Origin of the sequence: Paenibacillus thermoaerophilus (genome assembly GCF_005938195.1) — a bacterium.
GTDB lineage: Bacteria > Bacillota > Bacilli > Paenibacillales > Reconciliibacillaceae > Paenibacillus_W > Paenibacillus_W thermoaerophilus.
In genome coordinates this window covers 60,269-79,539 of the sequence record NZ_VCQZ01000005.1, presented here as the reverse complement: position 1 = coordinate 79,539, position 19,271 = coordinate 60,269, and the positions used below count along the sequence as shown (strand labels likewise).

General features: G+C 62.3%; 19 protein-coding genes. 14 read left to right on the top strand and 5 right to left on the bottom strand.

The genetic code is table 11. From position 1 onward, the window contains the following. Positions 1 to 9 precede the first annotated feature (9 nt). The 6 genes from FE781_RS05360 (at position 10) to FE781_RS05335 (ending at position 4,729) form a co-directional block, all read left to right on the top strand. The gene (locus tag FE781_RS05360) at positions 10 to 1,002 is read left to right on the top strand and encodes an ABC transporter permease (RefSeq protein ID WP_138788574.1); all 993 of its coding nucleotides are present in this window, start codon (positions 10 to 12) and stop codon (positions 1,000 to 1,002) included. Then, positions 999 to 1,820, top strand: coding sequence for an ABC transporter permease (locus FE781_RS05355; protein WP_138788573.1), 822 nt, complete (start codon positions 999 to 1,001; stop codon positions 1,818 to 1,820). The genes FE781_RS05360 and FE781_RS05355 overlap by 4 nt, the downstream gene beginning before the upstream one ends. 17 nt (positions 1,821 to 1,837) lie before the next feature. Continuing rightward, positions 1,838 to 2,761 (top strand): ABC transporter ATP-binding protein, encoded by a 924-nt coding sequence (locus tag FE781_RS05350; protein WP_138788572.1) that lies wholly within the window; start codon positions 1,838 to 1,840, stop codon positions 2,759 to 2,761. Continuing rightward, positions 2,751 to 3,422, top strand: coding sequence for an ABC transporter ATP-binding protein (locus FE781_RS05345; protein WP_138788571.1), 672 nt, complete (start codon positions 2,751 to 2,753; stop codon positions 3,420 to 3,422). Before FE781_RS05350 ends, FE781_RS05345 begins: the two co-directional genes overlap by 11 nt. A 192-nt stretch (positions 3,423 to 3,614) precedes the next feature. Next, positions 3,615 to 4,043, top strand: a complete 429-nt coding sequence (locus FE781_RS05340) for a hypothetical protein (protein WP_138788570.1) — start codon at positions 3,615 to 3,617, stop codon at positions 4,041 to 4,043. Between the two features lie 20 nt (positions 4,044 to 4,063). Then, complete coding sequence (locus FE781_RS05335) at positions 4,064 to 4,729, top strand: O-methyltransferase (protein WP_138788569.1); 666 nt, start codon at positions 4,064 to 4,066, stop codon at positions 4,727 to 4,729. Between the two features lie 77 nt (positions 4,730 to 4,806). Here the strand turns inward: FE781_RS05335 and FE781_RS05330 are convergent, their stop codons facing one another. Then, positions 4,807 to 6,024, bottom strand: a complete 1,218-nt coding sequence (locus FE781_RS05330) for an MFS transporter (protein ID WP_138788568.1) — start codon at positions 6,022 to 6,024, stop codon at positions 4,807 to 4,809. A 178-nt stretch (positions 6,025 to 6,202) separates the two neighbouring features. On the opposite strand from FE781_RS05330, the gene FE781_RS05325 reads away from it, so the two are divergent. Both FE781_RS05325 and FE781_RS05320 read left to right on the top strand, forming a co-directional pair. Next, positions 6,203 to 7,930: a 5'-nucleotidase C-terminal domain-containing protein gene (locus FE781_RS05325; protein WP_138788567.1), complete on the top strand. Its 1,728-nt coding sequence runs from the start codon at positions 6,203 to 6,205 to the stop codon at positions 7,928 to 7,930. A 91-nt stretch (positions 7,931 to 8,021) separates the two neighbouring features. After that, positions 8,022 to 9,065, top strand: a complete 1,044-nt coding sequence (locus FE781_RS05320; RefSeq protein WP_170209421.1) for a serine hydrolase domain-containing protein — start codon at positions 8,022 to 8,024, stop codon at positions 9,063 to 9,065. Between the two features lie 97 nt (positions 9,066 to 9,162). Here the strand turns inward: FE781_RS05320 and FE781_RS05315 are convergent, their stop codons facing one another. After that, a complete protein-coding gene (locus FE781_RS05315) occupies positions 9,163 to 9,906 on the bottom strand; it encodes a sulfite exporter TauE/SafE family protein (protein WP_138788565.1) in 744 nt (247 codons plus the stop codon). 189 nt (positions 9,907 to 10,095) lie between these two features. Here FE781_RS05315 and FE781_RS05310 point away from each other — a divergent pair, with 189 nt between their 5' ends. The 6 genes from FE781_RS05310 to FE781_RS05285 all read left to right on the top strand — a co-directional run bounded on the left by FE781_RS05310 (position 10,096) and on the right by FE781_RS05285 (position 15,507). Further along, positions 10,096 to 11,550 carry a CapA family protein gene (locus FE781_RS05310; RefSeq protein ID WP_138788564.1) on the top strand — a complete coding sequence of 485 codons (1,455 nt, stop codon included), beginning with the start codon at positions 10,096 to 10,098 and terminating at the stop codon, positions 11,548 to 11,550. A gap of 48 nt (positions 11,551 to 11,598) precedes the next feature. Further along, entirely contained in the window at positions 11,599 to 12,159 is a 561-nt protein-coding gene (locus FE781_RS05305; protein ID WP_246068056.1) for an RNA polymerase sigma factor, read from the top strand. Continuing rightward, positions 12,146 to 13,459, top strand: coding sequence for a hypothetical protein (locus FE781_RS05300; protein ID WP_138788563.1), 1,314 nt, complete (start codon positions 12,146 to 12,148; stop codon positions 13,457 to 13,459). Before FE781_RS05305 ends, FE781_RS05300 begins: the two co-directional genes overlap by 14 nt. 42 nt (positions 13,460 to 13,501) lie before the next feature. Further along, positions 13,502 to 14,152 carry a fumarylacetoacetate hydrolase family protein gene (locus FE781_RS05295; RefSeq protein WP_246068055.1) on the top strand — a complete coding sequence of 217 codons (651 nt, stop codon included), beginning with the start codon at positions 13,502 to 13,504 and terminating at the stop codon, positions 14,150 to 14,152. Positions 14,153 to 14,237: 85 nt separating this feature from the next. After that, the gene (locus FE781_RS05290) at positions 14,238 to 15,074 is read left to right on the top strand and encodes a DUF92 domain-containing protein (protein WP_138788562.1); all 837 of its coding nucleotides are present in this window, start codon (positions 14,238 to 14,240) and stop codon (positions 15,072 to 15,074) included. A 232-nt stretch (positions 15,075 to 15,306) separates the two neighbouring features. Further along, complete coding sequence (locus tag FE781_RS05285; RefSeq protein ID WP_138788561.1) at positions 15,307 to 15,507, top strand: hypothetical protein; 201 nt, start codon at positions 15,307 to 15,309, stop codon at positions 15,505 to 15,507. 348 nt (positions 15,508 to 15,855) lie between these two features. On the opposite strand, the gene FE781_RS05280 is transcribed toward FE781_RS05285, so the two are convergent. The 3 genes from FE781_RS05280 to pepF are packed head-to-tail and all read right to left on the bottom strand — an operon-like array spanning position 15,856 to position 19,221. Continuing rightward, positions 15,856 to 16,773: a serine/threonine protein kinase gene (locus tag FE781_RS05280; protein ID WP_138788560.1), complete on the bottom strand. Its 918-nt coding sequence runs from the start codon at positions 16,771 to 16,773 to the stop codon at positions 15,856 to 15,858. Further along, positions 16,760 to 17,431 (bottom strand): thiamine diphosphokinase, encoded by a 672-nt coding sequence (locus FE781_RS05275; protein WP_138788559.1) that lies wholly within the window; start codon positions 17,429 to 17,431, stop codon positions 16,760 to 16,762. Before FE781_RS05275 ends, FE781_RS05280 begins: the two co-directional genes overlap by 14 nt. After that, positions 17,431 to 19,221 carry an oligoendopeptidase F gene (gene pepF / locus FE781_RS05270; protein WP_138788558.1) on the bottom strand — a complete coding sequence of 597 codons (1,791 nt, stop codon included), beginning with the start codon at positions 19,219 to 19,221 and terminating at the stop codon, positions 17,431 to 17,433. The genes FE781_RS05275 and pepF overlap by 1 nt, the downstream gene beginning before the upstream one ends. Between the last annotated feature and the right edge of the window lie 50 nt (positions 19,222 to 19,271).

Below are 19,271 nucleotides of genomic sequence, written 5' to 3'. Positions count from 1 at the left end.
GCAAGTCCGATGATCGGTCGACTCTTGAAGGCGGCGGCATGGAGAGCCGTCCGGCTGATTCTGCTGCTGGTTGCCGTCAGCGTCGTCTCCTTCGCGCTGGTGAGCCATTCTCCCGTCGATCCGATTCAGGCGTACGTCGGCGCGGACGTCATGCGCGTCGGTCCGGAGCAGCGGGCACAGATCGCGGAATACTGGGGGCTGGACCGCCCTCCGGCGGAGCGGTTTCTCCAGTGGGCGGGAGCGCTGCTGCGGGGCGATCTGGGCGCTTCGATGATCTATCGGATGCCGGTGGCCGAGGTGATCGGCGAGCGCTTCGCGAATTCGCTGGCCCTGATGAGCGCCGCCTGGCTGCTGTCGGGCCTTATCGGGTTCGCAGCCGGATCGCTGGCGGCGATGAAGGAAGGGACCTGGATCGACCGGCTGATCCGGTGGTACTGCTACGTGCTCGCGTCGACCCCGACGTTCTGGATGGGGCTGCTGCTCGTGATCGTGTTCGCCGTTTGGCTCGGCTGGTTTCCTGTCGCCCTCGGCGTGCCCGCGGGCGTCATGGCCGGGCAAGTATCGTGGTGGGATCATGTCCGGCATATGATCCTGCCCGCACTGACGCTCGGCATCGTCGGCATCTCGGGTATCGCCCTGCATACCCGGCAGAAGCTGCTCGATGTCCTGTCCAGCGAATACGTGCTGTTCGCGAGAGCCAGAGGAGAACGGGGCTGGACGCTGTTCCGCCGGCACGGCCTCCGCAATGTGGCCCTGCCGGCGATTACGCTGCAGTTCGCGTCGTTCAGCGAGCTGTTCGGAGGCGCCGTGCTCGCCGAACAGGTATTTTCCTATCCCGGACTCGGCCAGGCGACGGTAGAAGCGGGGCTGCGGGGCGACATCCCCTTGTTGCTGGCGATCGTGCTGTTCAGCGCGATATTCGTCTTTATCGGCAACGCGATTGGGGATCTCCTCTACCGGCTGATCGACCCCCGGACGAGGGAAGGGGGTAGGTCCGCATGAGGTGGAACCGGAGGCAATGGACGTCCGTCTGGACGGCTGCGACTGCGGCCGCGCTCGTCTGCATACTGCTCGGGGGCTGGCTGCTGGGCGAGGAGTCGCTGTCCACCCGACTGGACATGCGTAATCTGCCGCCTTCGTGGTCGCAACCGTTCGGCACCGATTGGCTCGGACGGGATATGTTCGTGAGGACGGTCAAGGGGCTCGCGCTCAGCATCAAGGTCGGGGCCATAGCGGCGGCCGCGAGCGGCGCGATCGCGCTGACGCTGGCCTTGATCGCCGCTTCGGCGGGGCGCGCGGGCGACCGGATCGTTACGTGGCTGGTGGACCTGTTTATGAGCGTGCCCCATCTGGTGACGCTGATCCTCATCGCCTTCGTGACGGGAGGCGGCTTGCGTGGGGTCGTGATCGGCATCGCGCTGACGCATTGGCCGAGTCTCACCCGCGTGATCCGGGCGGAGCTGCTGCAGATCCGCTCGTCGGATTACGTGAAGGTGTCCCGCCGGCTGGGCCGGTCGGGCTGGTGGATCGCGACGCGCCACCTGCTGCCGCATCTTGTGCCGCAACTGCTCGTCGGCGTGCTGCTGCTGTTCCCCCACGCCATCCTGCACGAAGCGGCGATCACGTTTATCGGCTTGGGCCTGTCGCCGCACGAACCGGCGATCGGTATTATTTTATCGGAATCGATGAGGCATCTGTCCGCCGGCATGTGGTGGCTGGCCTTATTCCCGGGGATATGTCTGGTTCTGGTGGTCCGCGCGTTCGACCGGGTCGGCAACGGCCTGAAGGAATGGTTCGACCCGAAGCGGTCGCAGTGGTAAGGGGAGGTGGAGAGAACATGGCGCTGTTGGAGATTCGCGGTTTGACGGTCGCGTTCGCCCAATACGCCGGCGGATGGCGCCGGAGGACGATCCAGGCGGTGAGAGACATTGAGCTGGACGTCGAAGCGGGCGAGATCGTGGCCGTCGTCGGTTCCAGCGGTTCCGGCAAAAGTCTGCTGGCTCATGCTATCCTCGGCATCCTGCCCCCGAACGCCTCCATGACGGGAAGCGTCCGGTACGACGGCGAGCCTCTGACGCCCGAGCGGTTGGACAAGCTGAGAGGACGGGAGCTGGCGCTGATTCCGCAGTCCGTCGCCTATCTCGATCCGCTGATGCGGGTCGGCGAACAGGTGCGGCATTCGGCCGCCGGCGGCGATCCGGCGGAATCCCAACGCCGGGCTTTCCGGCGGCTCGGCTTGCCGGAGGAAGCGGCCCGGCGGTATCCGTTCCAGCTCTCCGGCGGCATGGCGCGGCGCGTCCTCGTCTCGACGGCCGTCGTCAGCGGGGCGCGCCTCATCGTAGCGGACGAGCCTACGCCCGGGCTGCACGAAGACGTCGTCCGGGAGACGCTCGGCCAATTCCGGGAGCTGGCCGACTCGGGATGCGGCGTCCTGCTGATCACACACGACATCGCCTCTGCGTTAACCGTCGCGGATCGCGTCGCCGTCTTGTACGCGGGCACGACGGTCGAGATCGCCGATGCGGGCGACTTCGCCGGCGAAGGGGACGCGCTGCGTCATCCGTACGCCCGCGCATTATGGCGGGCGCTGCCGCAAAACGCGTTCGAGCCGATCCCGGGCCATCAGCCGTCCCCGGATCGCCTGCCGCCGGGATGCCTGTTCGCGCCGAGATGCGCTCTCGCGACGGCCGCATGCGAGCAGGCCAGACCGGAGATGCGGCAACTGCGCGGCGGAAAGGCAAGGTGCATCCATGCGACTTGAAGGAAACGGATTGGCTTACCGGCACGGACGCGGACCGTGGTTGTTCAGGGGGGCGAGTCTGTCAGTCGGCGAGGGCGAGCTCGTCGGCTTGTCGGGGCCGAGCGGCTGCGGCAAGACGACGCTCGCGCGGCTGCTGGCCGGATTCGAACGGCCGCTGGAAGGCCGCGTGACGATCGGCGGACGGCCGATTCCCGATCGCGGGTATTGTCCCGTCCAACTGGTGCTGCAGCACCCGGAGCAGGCGGTGAATCCCCGCTGGCGCATCAAACGGACGCTGACGGAAGGCTGGCGCCCCGGGCCGGACATGCTGGACGCGCTGGGCATTCAGCCCGGCTGGCTGGAGCGGTGGCCCTCCGAGCTGTCCGGCGGCGAGCTGCAGCGGATCTGCATTGCCCGGGCTTTGGGGCCCGATACCCGGTTTTTGATCTCCGACGAGATGACGACGATGCTGGACGCGATCACGCAGGCCCAGATTTGGAACGCGGTGCTGGACATCGCCGGGAAGCGGGGGTTGGGCGTGCTTGTCGTCAGCCACGACGCCGGCTTGCTCTCCCGCGTATGCGACCGGGTCGTCCGATGGGAGGAGCTGGCCGCTCCCTCGTCAAGTCCGCAAGCGCAGGGCGGGATAAACCGCGCTTCTCTCGAAACGGAACGTCCGTAACCGAGGGGCCGATGCGGCGGGCGACGGCGGATGCCTGAGCCATCCCGCTCGCGGCCGGACGGGGCGAGCCTGAGCGGGCAAGTCCGGGGGGATCTCGCGAATGGTCGAAAGGGATCTTGCGGTTCGATCGCGGAAGTATGGTATAATAATCCGGTTATCCGAATCGTTTTACGAAAAGAGGAAGATCCGACCATGCGCGGAACGAAGCGGAAAATATCGTGGACCGTCGCCATCGTGACGGTGCTGGGGATTGCGATCGCCTGGCTGTACGGCGAAGGCCGGGTGACGATGGAAGACATCATCACGAAGGAGTTTCAGGAGAACCGCGAGCTGTTCGCCGCCGTCGCCGAAACCGTCGCCGCCCGGGACGATATCACCGGCATCGCGGGACCCTCGTACCGGGGGAACGACGAACGGCTGGCCAAGCTGTTCGACGATCTCGGTTACTTGACGGTGGAGAAGCGTCAAGGGGGAGCCGTGCTGTTCGTCAAAGACAAAAAGCTGGGCTTCGACCACGGCATCCTGTATGTGCCGCCGGGCAAGCCGCTCCCCAAGGCGTCTTACGCGACACGCACGCCGATCGACGACTCGTGGTCGTTCGTCTCGATCAAGACTGATTAACGGAAAGGAGCCGGACAAGCATGCACCCCGATCAAATCATGACGCCCGAAGCGTATATCGAGAGCTTGTATCCCCCCGATCCCGTGCTGGAACGCGTAAAAAAGGGCATCAGGGACAACGGTATGCCGGAGATTTCCATCGAGCCCGGCTACGGCCGGCTGCTCACGCTGCTCGTGCGTCTGATGCGGGCCCGCAGCGTGCTGGAGATCGGCGCGTTGGGCGGATACAGCGGAATCTGCCTCGCCCGGGGACTGCCGGAGGACGGACGGCTCGTCTCCCTGGAGATCAATCCGGAATATGCGGAGATTGCCCGCCGTCATCTGACGGAAGCGGGTTACGGCGAACGGGTGGAGTACCGGATCGGGGATGCGGCGGAATCGCTGCGGCAGCTCCGGCGGGAGAACGCCCGGTTCGATCTGATCCTGATCGACGCGGACAAGCTGAATTATCCCCGCTATCTGGAGGAAGCGATCGCGCTGGGAGGACCGGGCGCTTTGATCGTCGCGGATAATCCGTTTTTGCGGGGCAGGACGCTCGATCCGAACCGGCAGGGCGATGCCGTCGTCAGCATACGCGAATTCAACCGGAGGCTGGCGGCCGATCCCCGGCTGGAGAGCACGATCCTGCCGGGCTACGACGGTTTGTGCCTGGCGCGGGTTCGCGACGATGCCGTTCTCCCGGAATAACGGAAGGCCGTCGTTGAAATACAGCAGGCCGTCGCTCTGAAGCGGCGGCCTTTTTCCTTGCGCATGTCCGCAGCGGTTCAGCCTTCTCCTTTGGCCGCCGACGGACGTTTCCAGACGAGCTGGCGCCATACCCATGCCGAGTTTGCCGCCAGCATGACGCCTCCCATGACGAATACCCCTCGAATGCCGATCCATCCCGCCAAGCTGCCGCCGATCGTCGGACCCAGCATATTGCCGAGCGCCAGGGCGCTGGTGTTGAAGCTGTACGCGCGTCCTTCCAGCCCGTCGGGCGTAAAGCGGCGGACAAGCGTATTGACGGACGGAATAAGCCCGCCCATGAACATGCCCAACGCGAACCGGCACAAGACAAGCTGCCAGATCTCCGTAACGAACGCCTGCGGGATCGAGGCAAGCGCCGCGCCGGCCAAGGCGAACCCGAGCACGCGGTTCGAGCCGATCCGGTCCCCGAGCCTTCCGAGCAGCGGGGACGCGATCATGTTCGAGAACCCCGCGATCGACCCCACGAATCCCGCCAGAAATGCGAGGTGCTCCGCTTTGCCGTGCAGCATCTGCACGAACAGAGGCAAGATCGGCATGGTGCTCAGCATCGCGAACTGGATCAGGAACGTAGCCGTAAGCAGCGCGGGCATGGCCGGGATCGACATCACCTGACGGAAGCCGGACCAGACGGATACCTTTGGTTTGCTCATCGCTTTTTCCTTGTCGAACTTTTCCGTGACGACCACCCAAGCCAGCGTCGAAGCGATAAACAGCAGACCGCCCGTCAAGTAAAAGATCGGCCGATAGCCGAACGATTCGGCCAGCAGGCCGCCGAACAACGGGCCGAGGATCGTGCCCGCCACCCCGCCGGATTGCAGCGTGCCGAGAGCGAAGCCCATCTTGTCCCGGGGCGCGATCGTCGACATCAGCGACACCGATGCCGGCACAAAGCCGGACACGACGCCGTTCAGGATGCGGAGCACCAGCAGATGCCAGGCTTCCTGCGCGAAGCCCATCAGGAGCACGATGATCGCCATGCCGAAACCGGAGCGCAGCAGCATGATTTTGCGGCCGTGCCGGTCGGCGAGCGAACCCCAGATTGGCTGAAACAGAAACGATGTGACGAAATTACCCGCGAAAATAATGCCCGCCCAAAAGGTGATGTTGTCCGTTTCCGGATTCATGCCCAATTCCTGCAAATACAGCGACAGAAAGGGGACAACCATCGTCATGCCCGACATGACCAGAAATTGTCCCAACCAGAGTACGGAAAGATTCAGTTTCCAATTCGGCATGGAACGCCGTCATCCTTTCTCGATGTCCAACAGCGGCCGGATCCATTGGGTTTAAGTGCCTATTGCCATTTTTCTATTATAGCCTCTACAAATTCTTAACGTCCAATCAAAACGCTTCTGACAATCCGCCTGTACACTGACGGAAGGCAATACCAATCAACGATCGGAGGCGATTTGGATGAAGCGCAGCAGCAGAAGGCGCAGGTTTCTTGCTCTGCTTCCCGCGGTCGCGATGACCGTGGCGGCAAGCCTGCCTGCAGCGGCCGCAGAGCTGTCCGACCGCGAACAGAGCGCGGTCAAAACAATAACGGTGTTCCATGTCAACGACATGCATTCGCGGGTAGAGGAGACGGCGGATCACATCGGATACGCCAAGCTGTCGGCGATCGTGAAGAAGTACCGCATGGACCACCCGGGTACGCTGCTGCTGGATGCCGGAGATACATTTCACGGCCAGACCATCGCGAATTTGGTTAAAGGCGAGAGCGTCCTGCGCGTGATGAACGAGATCGGATTCGATGCGATGGCCCCCGGAAACCACGATTTCAACTACGGAACCGACCGGCTCGTCGAGCTGGCCGAAGCGGCCGAGTTCCCCGTGCTTAGCGCCAATACGAGAAAAAGTGACGGTACGCGTCTGCTGGAGCCTTATACCATCCGCGAGTTGGAAGGTCTCAGGATCGGCATTTTCGGGTTGACGACTCCGGAGACGGCGTATAAGACGCATCCAAACAATGTCCAAGGGATCGAGTTCGCCGATCCGGTCGCGGAGGCGAAGAAAGTCGTCGCCGAACTGAAAGACAAGACCGATGTAATCATCGCTCTCGCGCACCTGGGCGTCGATTCGTCGAGCACGGATACCAGCATCAAGGTTGCGGAAGCCGTTCCGGAGATCGACGTCATCGTCGACGGCCACAGCCATACGAAGCTGGATTCCGGCATGCGGGTGGGAGACGTGCTGATCGCTCAAACGGGAGAGTACGGCAAGAACATCGGCAAAATCGAGCTAACCGTTCGGGAAGGCATCGTCATGGACAAAAAAGCGAGTCTCCTGTCGCGCGCCGAGGCGGAATCTGTTCAGCCTGACGCCGAAGTGACGGCTATCGTCGACGCGGTGAAGAAGGAGCAGGAGAAAGAGCTGTCGCAGGCGGTCGGATCGACCGGCGTGAGGCTTGACGGCGAACGGGAAACCGTGCGCAAGGGTGAATCCAACCTCGGCAACCTGATCGCGGACGCCATGCTGGAGGAGACCGGAGCCGACATCGCGATCACGAACGGCGGGGGCATACGCGCTTCCATCGAGCCGGGACCGGTGACGAAGGGCCAAATCGTGTCGGTATTGCCGTTCGGGAACTACATTCAAACCAAGAAGGTGAAAGGTTCGGCGATTCTCGAAGCGTTGGAGCTGGGCGTGTCGTCGTACCCGGAACCGCTTGGCGGCTTTCCCCACCTCGGCGGCATGACGGTGAAGTTCGATCCGTCCAGACCGAAGGGCGAGAGAATCGTCGCCGCCCATGTCAGAGGCTTGCCGCTTGAACCGGACCGGGAGTATGTTCTGGCGACCAACGATTTTATGGCGGCCGGCGGCGACCAATACACGATGTGGAAGGACGCTCCGCTGCTGAATGATTACTCGTCGCTTGAGGAATCGGTCATCGCTTATCTGCAGCGTCACGGCACCGTGAGTCCGACCGTCGAGAACCGGATCGAGGTTGTTCCTCCATCCGTTCCCGCTGCCCAACCGGAGCCGCAGCCCGCCGTGTACACGGTTCAACCGGGCGATTATTTGACGAAGATCGCCAAGAAGTATAACACGACTTGGCGCAAAATCTGGGAGCTGAACCCGTCCATCCGCAACCCGAATCTGATTTATCCGGGGCAGCAGCTCATTTTGCCCTCGGAATGACGGGGATAGCGGCGGAATTTCCGCAATGCGTGGCATTTCGCTTCCATCCCTGTTAACATTAGAGAAGATCAATGAGTTGGGGGCGGGAGCATTGACGTATGAGCGTTCGGACTTTTCCAATCTGTATCGTTTTATCGAACAAGCGGTTCGATCCGGCGAACTGCCTTCGGCTGTAGTCGGAATCGGGGACCGGAATGGCATCCTGGATAGGAAAGCGTTCGGAGCCCGGGCGGACGGAACGCCGGTCGGCGAGGACGCCATCTACCCGGTGTTTTCGGTCACGAAGCCGATCGTCGGCCTGGCGGTTATGCGTTTGTGGGAGCGGGGAGTGATTCATCCGGGACAAGCGGTTGCCCAACATCTGCCCGAGTTCGGGGAGAACGGCAAGCAGGGGATCAAAATCTGGCATCTGCTCACGCATACGGCCGGATTGGATCAATCCCCGATCGATCGGTGGTTCGAGGGAGAACTGCCGGACGAAGCGTTGGGTCATTCGGCGCTATATGAAGCGATTGCGTCGACGGCTCCCAAATTCCCGCCAGGCACGGCCGTCGCTTACGACAACGCGGCGTTCACCGTGCTGGCGGAGCTGATTCGCCGCGTAACGGGCCAAGATTGCGAGACGTATCTGCGGGAGCAGATTTTGTCGCCGCTGGGTATGCGGGACACCGGCTTCGAGGTGTCCGCCGAACAGGCGGGGCGGCTCATTTCCGTCCTGGCTCCGGAGGCTTACAAGGCGAGAGAGGAAGCGTATCTGAAGGCGAAGCTGCCGTCCGGCGGACTGTTCAGCACGGCGGGCGATCTGCTGCGGCTGGGCCGGGCGCTGCTGAACGAAGGCCGATACGACGGCGGCTCGATCGTTCATCCCGCGACGCTGAGAGAAATGATCCGGCCGCAGACGGCCGCGATCGATTCCGAACCGGACAAAGCGGTTTTCGGCCTGACATGGCGGCTGCATGTCCACAACCGGGGAATCATCAACCGGGACTTGTACGGACATAACGGAATGGGCGGCTGCATGTTCTGGATATACCCGAAGCAGGGGGTGTCCTTCGTGCTGCTGACGAACTTCATCGGATCGCGGCTCGATAAAGTACATATCCATAACGTGTTCGCATCCTGTTTGAAGGAATAGAGCCGCTTCGTGCCTTCGCCGAACGGTTGCCCTCACGCGGACGGGGCCCGGATCTTGCCGGTCAAGATCCGGGCCCCGTCCGTTTTTCCGGCGGCGGTCAGGCGAACAGCAGCCGGAGTCCGCCAAGCGCCGCTAGCCCCAACACGATCGCCTGGAAATGCTTCTGCGGGATCAGCGGCAGCGTCTTGATGCCGAGCAGTCCGCCGGCCGCGATCGCCGGGATCGTCCAGGCGTTGAACAGCAGCGTCTCCGGCGTGATTAATCCCAGATAAGCGGTGAAGGGCACTTTGACGACGTTGACGATAAAGAAAAACCAGGCGCCCGTGCCTACGAACTCCTGCTTGCGCATACCTTTGGAGAGAAGATATATCGCCATGATGCCCCCTGCGGCATTTCCGACCATCGTGGTGAACCCGGCCAGCAGCCCTAGTATCGCGTGGAATACGCGCGATTGCGTGAACCGGATCTGCAGCTTGCTCTCCAACCAGTCCTTGAACACGTGAATGACGATCAGGGCGAGGACGATCGTTCCGAGCAGCACCGACAATTGGCCGTCTTCGATATAGCCGAGCAAGGCGAAGCCGAGCAGCAGACCGACGGATACCGACGGAATCAGGCTGAACAGGGACTTCCACACGACCGTCCGGCGGTAATAGACGATGGCGATGAGGTCGGCCGCGATCAGCATGGGCGTAACGATGCCCACCGATTCTTTCGCCGGAAAGACGGACGCCATCAGGGCGACGACGAGGATGCCCAGCGTCGGAATTCCGGTTTTGTTGAAGCCGATCAGCACTCCCGCGACGAGGGCCCATATCCATTGGGTGAAGGTAACGTCCATGTGTTTGCTCCTTTCGGCACAACTCTCATTTTATCACGGGAATACGAGAAGAATAGACGATTTTCGGCAAAAAAACCGAATGGTTTTGTTTTCCAGAAGTTGTATGCGGCGTCGTCCATTCGATATAATAGGTAGGATGATTGATAGATTACCGATTCGCAGTTTATCGTCAAGGGGAGAGAAGCCGCCATGCAGTCCAGAGCCGAGCGGAAAGAGGCGGAGAAACGCAAAAAACGAGCCAGGCGCAACAACATGCTGTTTTATACGATCATTTCCGCCGTGCTCGCCGGATGCGCCATCTACTTGGCCGTTCTGGCGTCGGGAGACGACGGGGCGTCCGAACCGTCGGGCGGAACGATCGCGGTCACGCCGAATCCGCCGGCCGTCTCATCGGCGCCGGCTTCGCCGTCGGCTCCCGCGCACGAACCGGAGCCGTCGCCTTCCGCGGCGCATTCCGGGGCCCCCCAAGCGAAAGCCGTTACGATCCATTTCGCCGGCGACGTGATGTTCGGCGCCCGCGTCGGCGACGTGCTCGCGAAGCAGGGCTACGACTATCCCTATCAATCGGTCCGGCGGTATTTGTCGGACGCCGACCTGACGATCGTCAATCTGGAGACGGCCGTTACGGAGGCGGGAGAGGAGCAGGCCAAGCAATATGTTTACCGCAGCTCTCCGCAAGCGCTGCCCGCGCTGAAAAAATCCGGCGTGGACATCGTCAATCTGGCGAACAACCACTCGATGGATTACGGGGTGTCGGGCTTGCTGGATACGTTCCGCCATCTGGACGAGGCCGGGATCGCGTACGTCGGAGCGGGGCGGAACATCGATGAAGCATATGCTCCCCGCATCGTGGAGAAGAACGGCGTCAAGATCGCCGTGCTCGGATTCACGCGCGTATACGAGGAAGCCTGGTGGCAGGCGAGCAGCGAGCCCGGGGTGGCGGGCACGTACGATTACCGCGTCCCGCGGGCGCTCGAAGCGATCCGCCAGGCGAAATCCGAGGCCGATCTGGTCGTGGTGATCGCCCACTGGGGCGTCGAGCGCAAGGAAACGCCGGAGCCTTACCAGACCGCGCTGGCGCGCCGGTACATAGACGAGGGGGCCGACCTCGTCGTCGGCGGTCATCCTCATGTGGTTCAGGGCTTCGAGACGTATAAAGGCAAGTGGATCGCTTACAGTCTCGGCAATTTTATTTTTACGGTGAACCCGAATCCGCTCACCTGGAACTCGATGATATTGCAAGCGGCCTGCACCGTCCAAGGGGACTGCGACCTGACGGCCGTCCCGGTTTCGGCCGCGAAGGTCGGTTTGCCCGAACCGATGGAAGGCGAGGAAGCGAAGCGGCTGCTGGAGCGGCTGTCCGCGCTTTCGCCGAATGCGAAGGTGGATGCCGACGGCAAGGTGCGCGAGGATCGGCCGAAGCCGACGATCGTTCCTCCGCCGCTTCCGACCGCGACGCCGCACGCGACGGCCCCGTCGCCGACGCCCAAGCCGACGCCTTCGCCTTCGGTCAAACCGTCCCAAGCGGCGAAGCCGTCGCCGAAACCTTCGGCGGCGCCGTCGACGACGGTTGTCCCGTCCGGCGCCGAATCGCCGGCGGCATCGTCCTCGGCGCCTTCCAAACCGCCGGGCAGCCGAAATTGAACCCGGGACGAGAAGGAATCGTCCGTTAAAGTAGAGGTGGAACACCCCTTGTCGGAGCGTAATTTCGACTATTTAAAGAACTGGGCGCCCGGCAACGACTGCCGCGAGCTGCTCAACGAGCTGATGAGCGCCTACGGCAACGATGTGTGGAACTATGTGTTCTCCTTGACTCGTAATCCGCACCAGACAGACGATATCGTGCAGGACGTCTTCCTGAAAATTTACCGCAAATTGGGGTCGTTCCGGGGGGACAGCTCCATCAAGACGTGGATTTTCAAAATTGCCCGCAACACGGTATACGATTACAACCGTTCCGCTTTTTTACGCAAAGTGATGCTGATCGGGTTCGTGACGGAGAGCGAGTCCTGCGTGTCGGCCGAGCAGGAAGTGATGCGCAGGCAGGCGTCGGAAGAGGTTTGGGAGCAGGTCATGAAGCTGCCCGTCAAGCACCGGGAGGCTTTGGTGCTGTTCGCGCATCACCAGATGTCGTTGCAGGAAATCGCGGATCTGCTCGGCGTGCAGGTGGGCACGGTCAAATCCAGGCTGTACCACGCCCGGCAAAAGCTGAGCAAGTGGAAAGAGGAGCGCCAACAGGATGAAAACGACTAAACCAGACGACTTCGATCAAGAGCTGAACCGTATCATGAGCGCCACGTCTCCGGCGGGAAGCAATCCGTTCGGCGACAGGGGACTGAGGGAACGCATTTTGCGGCGGATCGACGAAGGCGACACCGAGGCGGTTCGCCGCGGACTTCCGTTCGCGAGGTGGGCGGGCTTTTTTGCGGCCGCCGCGGCTTGTTTGCTGGGCGGGACTCTTGTATGGCAAGCGGGCTGGCTCGGCTCGGAACCCGATTCATCCCTGAAATCGGCGGCCTCGGCTCCGACGGCGGGCGAGGACGGAATCATTCCTTTTGCCGCGGCAACGACGGACGCTTCCGGCGATCCTTCGCCCAGCGCGCTTTTGCTCGGGCTGAAGCAGGAAAGCGACAGCAACGTATCGTACCGCACGCTCCTGCTCGTGTCCGACGGACGGGGAGAGATCGGCGTCAAGGCGCAGCGGGACGGCATCGTCGCGCCGTACGGCATGGATTTTTGGGAACTGAAGGAAACGGCCCCCGTGCCGGCGGCGGGCGCAAATGGCGAAGTTACGGTGATCGACGCGACTCCCATCACCGGTTCGGCCGCCGCCAAGACCAAGAAACCGGCCGTATTCGCGCTGTCTTCGGAGGTGAAGCGGTACGAGGAAGAGCTTTTATTCGTCGGGAACCGGTTCGCTTCGCTGCAGATCGAGATCGAGACGGCGGAGAACGGCATCGAGTCGAGAACGGAGCAGGTACGCGTCAGCGATTTCGCCCGGCTTCAGAATACGGGCGAGCAGCAGAAGCTGCCGGTGGCGAAGCCGGACAGCCGGTACATGACGCCGCTGCAAGTGACCGACTTCGTCAAACAGACCGTTACGGCGGCTTCGGAGCTGGTGCCGGGCTGGGCGACGGGAGAGACGGGCCATACGTACGACTGGGGCGTCATCCGGAATCCCGGGAGATGGACGGCCCGGCTGGCCGAGCCGGTGGCCGCCGCCAACAACACACCGGGCATCAGCTACCGTTGGGTGGGAGACAACTGGGAAATGCCGGAGGCGATCGTCTCCCACGACCGGTTGTGCTGCAACTGGAATTCGATTACGGCGATGTATCCCAAGGCGTTCGACGCGGTGAGCTCCCCGGCGGGAGATTGGGTCGCCCTGCTTATGCCGGACCGGCTCGTGGCGCATGCCGTCCGGGGCGGCGTTCCGGAGCGCCAGCCGCTGTTCGAGATGCCGCTGGCGGAGGGCGAACGCACGGTTATGGCCCAATGGGCGACAGGCTCGTACGTCGAGAAGTGGAGCAAAGAACTCGGTCAATCGAAATGATTAAACGGCAAGAGACATCATACGTGGAAGGACGGAATCAAGGTGAGCCGCAACGCGAGCTTGAACGATGTGCGCAACATTTATTGCGTGGGGCGCAATTACGCCCAACATGCCGCCGAATTGGGCAATGCGGTGCCTCAGTCACCGATGTTTTTCTCCAAGCCGACGCATTCGCTGGTGCCGGCCGACGGACGGACCATTTGGCTTCCGGGCGGGCGCGGCGATATTCATCACGAATTGGAATGGGTCGCGTACATCGGCGGCGAGCATACGCCCGGGGGAGATCCGGCCGGCGCCGTGACCGCGTTCGCGCTCGGGCTGGATCTGACGCTGCGCGATGTGCAGGACGGATTGAAAGCCAAGGGACATCCTTGGCTGGCGGCCAAAGGGTTCAGGCATTCCGCGCCGATTACTCCGTTTGTTCCGATGACGGACGCGGTGTGGGCCGATTTGGCGGACAAGCCGTTCGCGCTGCTGAAGAACGGCTCGCTCGTGCAGGAAGGACGGCTCAGCGGCATGATCTTCGGCCTGCAGCGGCTTCTCGACGACTGCGCCGAACAGTTCGGCCTGTCGGCGGGGGATCTGCTGTTTACCGGAACGCCGCACGGCGTCGGCAAGGTGGAGGACGGCGACCGGCTGGAGCTGCTCTGGGACGGACGGAGCCTGGGATCCTGCGAGCTTCGTCTGATCTAATCATTTCAGGACAGTCGTGCGCGACAGCGGGGTGACAGGTTCGCCCCGCTCTTTTTGCTGGCGCCGGAAGGAGTGCGACGGGTACATGTTATGGTTAAAATTAGGCGCCGGTTTCATCGGCAGCTCCGTCATTGCGGGAGTGGCTTACCGGAAACATTCGCTCTCGGCAGAAGGCGCCGCCGCGGCCGTCGTGATCGGCACCGCGTTGACCGCCGCTCAGGAAGCGGCTTGGTTCCTGACGATGATCGCCTTCTTCGTGTCGTCGTCCGTATGGTCCCGGCTCGGCAAGAAGAGCAAACAGGCGGCCGCGCAAGGCTACGAGAAAGGAGACCGCCGGGACGCGGGGCAAGTGTTCGCGAACGGAGGATTGGCGACGGCGATCGCGCTCGCGGCCGCTTTCATGCCCGAAGCATGGGCGGAAGGGTGGAGCTGGGCGTTCGCGGGGGCCATGGCTGCGGTCACGGCGGATACATGGGCGACGGAGATCGGCGGCTGGAGCCGCAGCCAACCGCGCTCCATCGTCACGGGCAGACGGGTGGAGCCCGGAACGTCCGGCGGCGTAACGCCGTTGGGGCTGGCGGCGGCGGCTTCCGGAGCTATCTTCATCGGCCTGGTTTTCGGAGGGCTGCAGTGGGCGTTCGGCGGGCAAGCGGCGGATCTCGTTCTCGCGCTGGCGGCAGGACTGATCGGCGGCGTCGCCGGTTCCCTGGCCGATTCCTGGGTCGGGGCGGTATGGCAGCGCATGAACCGCTGCGGCGTTTGCGGCTGCGATGTGGAAGCATTATCGCATTGCGGCCGGCCGACCCGCTATGTAAGGGGCGCGAGGTATATGAACAACGACGCGGTGAACGCTATTTGTTCGGCCGTCGGAGCGTTGACTGGGGCCATTGCCGCTTGGGCGGCGGCGGTTATTAGCGGGTAAACGGCCCGATTTTCGGCTCGGCGTGAGGCTCGCGGCGACCGGGATGCCAATCTTGCCGGCGTAGGCTTCCGCAAGGAAAACGAAACAGCAAGCGCAACCGGCAAGGTAACCGGCAAGCGGCTGCAAGGCGGCTCCTGCGGAGGAACTGTCGACAAGGTGAAACCGGACGGCATTTCGCTCGTATATCATTCCATAACCCGGCATTCCCGAATCCGACAGGAGGGATACTACGATGTTAGATAAACTGTTGAAGAAAGCGATGTACAAATTGACCGGCAAAAGTTCCCGCTACGGCCACGGCTACCACGGACACAACCCGTTGAACAAAGGCTTCAAGCGCAGCAGCTCCAGCAGCCAATACGGCCACGGCTATCACCCACACAGCAATTACGGCCACTCGTATTACAAGGGCAAGAAATATTCAAGCAGCTAATCCGATGGTTTAATGAAAGGCGACCGTCTCCCGATAATCTGCCGGGGAGAGGTCGCCGATTTTTTTGCGTGGACGTCTCCCTCCACCTAGATTAAGGGTAACGGATGGGGCTGAAGTGTCCAAGTGGATTAGGGGGCTATATCGTTTTGTATCGTTAACGGGCTCGGCGAGCATGGGAGGCAGACAGCCCCGGCACCGGGCACATCTTCAGGGCGGTCCTGACACGCCCCACCTCGCCACCTGCGTCTTCAACGGCTATGCCTCACCGGTTATGCCCCGCCGCCTGCGCACCGCCTCCCGTGCCCCGCCGCCGCTTTGCTCCGCCCCGAAGCCGTTGCGGGTGCCCATCTAAGATTGGCTGGAAACACCGCAGGAGCTTGCCAGCAGGGCCGCCTGCCAATCTTCCTCCAGCGCCGGCCACGATTCGTAGGCGCGTTCCGATTGAAGCAGCCGCTTCAGCAACCGGCGCGTCTGCGGCAGCAGCTCCAGTTCCCGTTCCCAGCCGGGATCGGGAGATTCGCCTGCAGGCGGCTCGTCCCCCGGGGCGCCCGGGTAGGAGCTGTACAGCAAAAACAGCAACAGATGCCCGAGCGCATACCAGTCCGCCCGGGGCGCACATTCGCGGCGCAGCCGCTTCTCCTCCGGAACATCCGTGTCCGCTCCCGCCTTCTCCGGTTCGCTGCCGATGATTCTCGCCAACCCGAAGTCGATCAGATGCGCCCGGCCGTACCGGAACGCCGAACCTGCGCCTGCCGCGTCGCCGTCCCCGGGCGGGACCAGAACCAGGTTCGGCGGCCGCACGTCCCGGTGCACGTAGCCGCGGCTATGCAGCTCCTTGACGAGCAGGGCGACATCCCAGGCGAAGGCGAGCGCTTCGGCTTCCGTAAACCTAACGGCGTCCTCGATCAGCAGCGACTCGAGCGTCGGCCCGGCCTTGCGCTCCATGGCGATCCACCAGCGGCCCCGCTCGCGGAACAGGCCCAGCAGGCGGGGCACCCGTTCGTGGCGGCACGCCCGCAGCGCCTCCGCTTCGGCGGGCAGGCTGGACGGGGGGCGCCTACGCCATCGCCTGCTGAGCCGGTCCGTCTTCAGCACGCAGAGCGTGCCGTCGCCGATATCGCGCGCGAGATAGGAGAGGCCGTAGCTGCCCATACCGAGCGGCTCGACCAGCTCGTAGCGTCCGGCCAGCCGCGTGCCGGGCGGCAGCGGACGGTCCAGCAGGGAAGCGAGCAGCCGGGCGAACCGGTTGCCCTTACGGCCGCGCATCGGCGGAAGGACGGTCCAGGCGGCTCGAGATGACGAGCAAATCGCCGGATGCCGACTCCACGACGCCGGATTCGCCGAGCAGCTCGTTGCTGACGCCAAGCGTGCTGCCGACGGGCAAGGTCGCGTCGTTCAGGGGATAGCGGAACCCCGTCAGCGTAATTCCCCGCACCTCTCCGGCCAGAGGCAGCAGAGATACGTAATGATAAGGCCCTTTGCGGACAAGCGTCCGTTCCCCGCCTCGCGCCAGCCGGATCTCGTTGCGGGCGTCGACGATGCGGCAGGGGATGCCGGCCTCGGAAGCTTTGCGCAGCAGTTGGACGTTCGCCAGCGTATGGTCGAAGCGGGTGCCGGTTGCGCCCACGACCACAATCTCGGCAGGGCGCTCGGCGATAGCCCAATCGAGCGCCAGCTCAAGATCGGTCTTGTCCTTGTCCACCGCATCGCAGTCCGCGTACGAGGCGCTGTTCTCGCGGATGAGCGCGGCCTCCTCCGCCGTCACCGAATCGAAATCCCCGATCGACAGCTCCGGGCGATAACCGTTGCTGACCAGAAACCAGGCTCCGCGGTCGGCGCCGACGAGCCGGTCGTCCCGGACAAGCTCCTCCAGCGCCCAGGCTTCCAGATCGCCGCCGCCGAAAATCCAGATTCGCTGCGGCATTACTTCGTCAATTCCTCCAACTGGTTCAGCACGTCTTCAAATACGCTCATAGCATCCCGGATCGGCTGCGGGGTGGACATGTCGACGCCCGCTTTTTTCAGGATGTTGATGGAATAATCGTTGCCGCCGCTTTTCAGGAAGCCCAGATAACGGTTCACGGCCGGATCGCCTTCGTCCAGAATTTGTTTGGCGAAGCTGGTGGCAGCGGAAAAGCCCGTCGCATATTTATAGACATAGAAGCTCGTATAGAAGTGAGGAATACGCGCCCACTCCATCTCGATGTCCTGATCGACGGTCATGACGTCGCCGTAATACTTCTTGTTCAGGTCGTAATAGATGGCGCTCAGCGACTGCGGCGTCAGCGATTCTCCCGCTTCCGCCTTGTCGTGGATGATCTTCTCGAACTCCGCGAACATCGTCTGGCGGAAGACGGTGGTGCGGAACTGGTCGGCATAATAGGTCAGCAGATACAGCTTCTGCTTCGGATCGTCCGACCGTTTCAGCAGATAGTCCATCAGCAGCGCTTCGTTCAGCGTGGACGCGACCTCGGCGAGGAAAATCGTATACTGCGCGTACCGGTACTCCTGATTCGCGTCGGACAAGTACGAATGCATCGCATGTCCCATCTCGTGAGCGAGCGTGAACATGCTGTTCAGGTTGTCCTTGTGATTGAGCAGGACGTACGGATGCGTTCCGTAGGCGCCCCAGCTATACGCGCCGCTTCGTTTTCCTTCGTTCTCGTAAATATCGATCCAGCCGCTTTCGAAGCTGTCGCGCAGAACCGACAAATATTCCTCGCCCAGCGGCTGCAGGCTGTCGAAAACCGTCTTCTTCGCTTCGTCGAACGTAATTTTCATGTCGTACTGCTCGACGAGGGGCACGAACAGATCGTACATGTGCAGCTCGTCAAGCTTCAGCAGCTTTTTGCGAAGCGCCATGTACCGGTGCATCAGCGGCAGATGCTCGTGAATCGTGTCGATCAGATTCGTGTACACAGTCAGCGGAATATGGTCTCCGAACAGCGACATCTCCAGAGCAGACGGATATTTGCGGGCTTTGGCGTAAAACAGGTTTTTGTTGATGTTGGCGGCCAGCGTGGAGGCGAGCGTGTTTTTCAGCTTGCCGTATGTCGCGTACATCGCTTCGAACGCCGACCGGCGGACGTTGCGGTCGCGGCTTTCCAGGAACTGTATGTATCGGCCGTGCGTCAATTCGACTTCTTCGCCCTGTTCGTTTTTGATCTTCGGAAATTTCATGTCCGCGTTGTTGATCATGCCGAAGATCGTGCCGGGTGCCTGGGCGATGTTGCCGGCCTGGGCCAGCAGCGCTTCCTCGGTTTTCGAGAGCACATGCGGCTTGGTGCGGAGCATCTCTTCAAGCGTGCGCTTGTAGAACGACAGCTCGGGATCGGCAATCAGCTTGCGCAGTTCGTCCTCGCTGAGCGCCAAGATCTCCGGAGTAATAAAGGAGAGCGATTCGTTCACTTCGACGCTGAGTTTTTTGGCTTTGTCGCTTAACGCCTGATACGTCGGATCGGCCATGTCCTCGTGATGCTTCATGTTGGCGTACACGTAAAGGCGTTCCGCATGCAGCGAGATTTCATCCTCCAGCGCGAACACGGCTTTGATCGAAGCGGCGTTGTTCAGCTTGCCGTGATACGCCGGCAGCTTGGTCAGCAATTTCTTGACTTCCTCGTACTCCTTGTCCCAAGCGGCGGAGTCGGGAAACAAATCCTCCAGTCTCCAGCGGTACTCTTGCGGCACTTCGGACCGTTTGACAACCTGATTCATGGTATCCCTCCTGGGGCGGGTATTGGACGGCAGCTCGCGCGCCGAAGCCG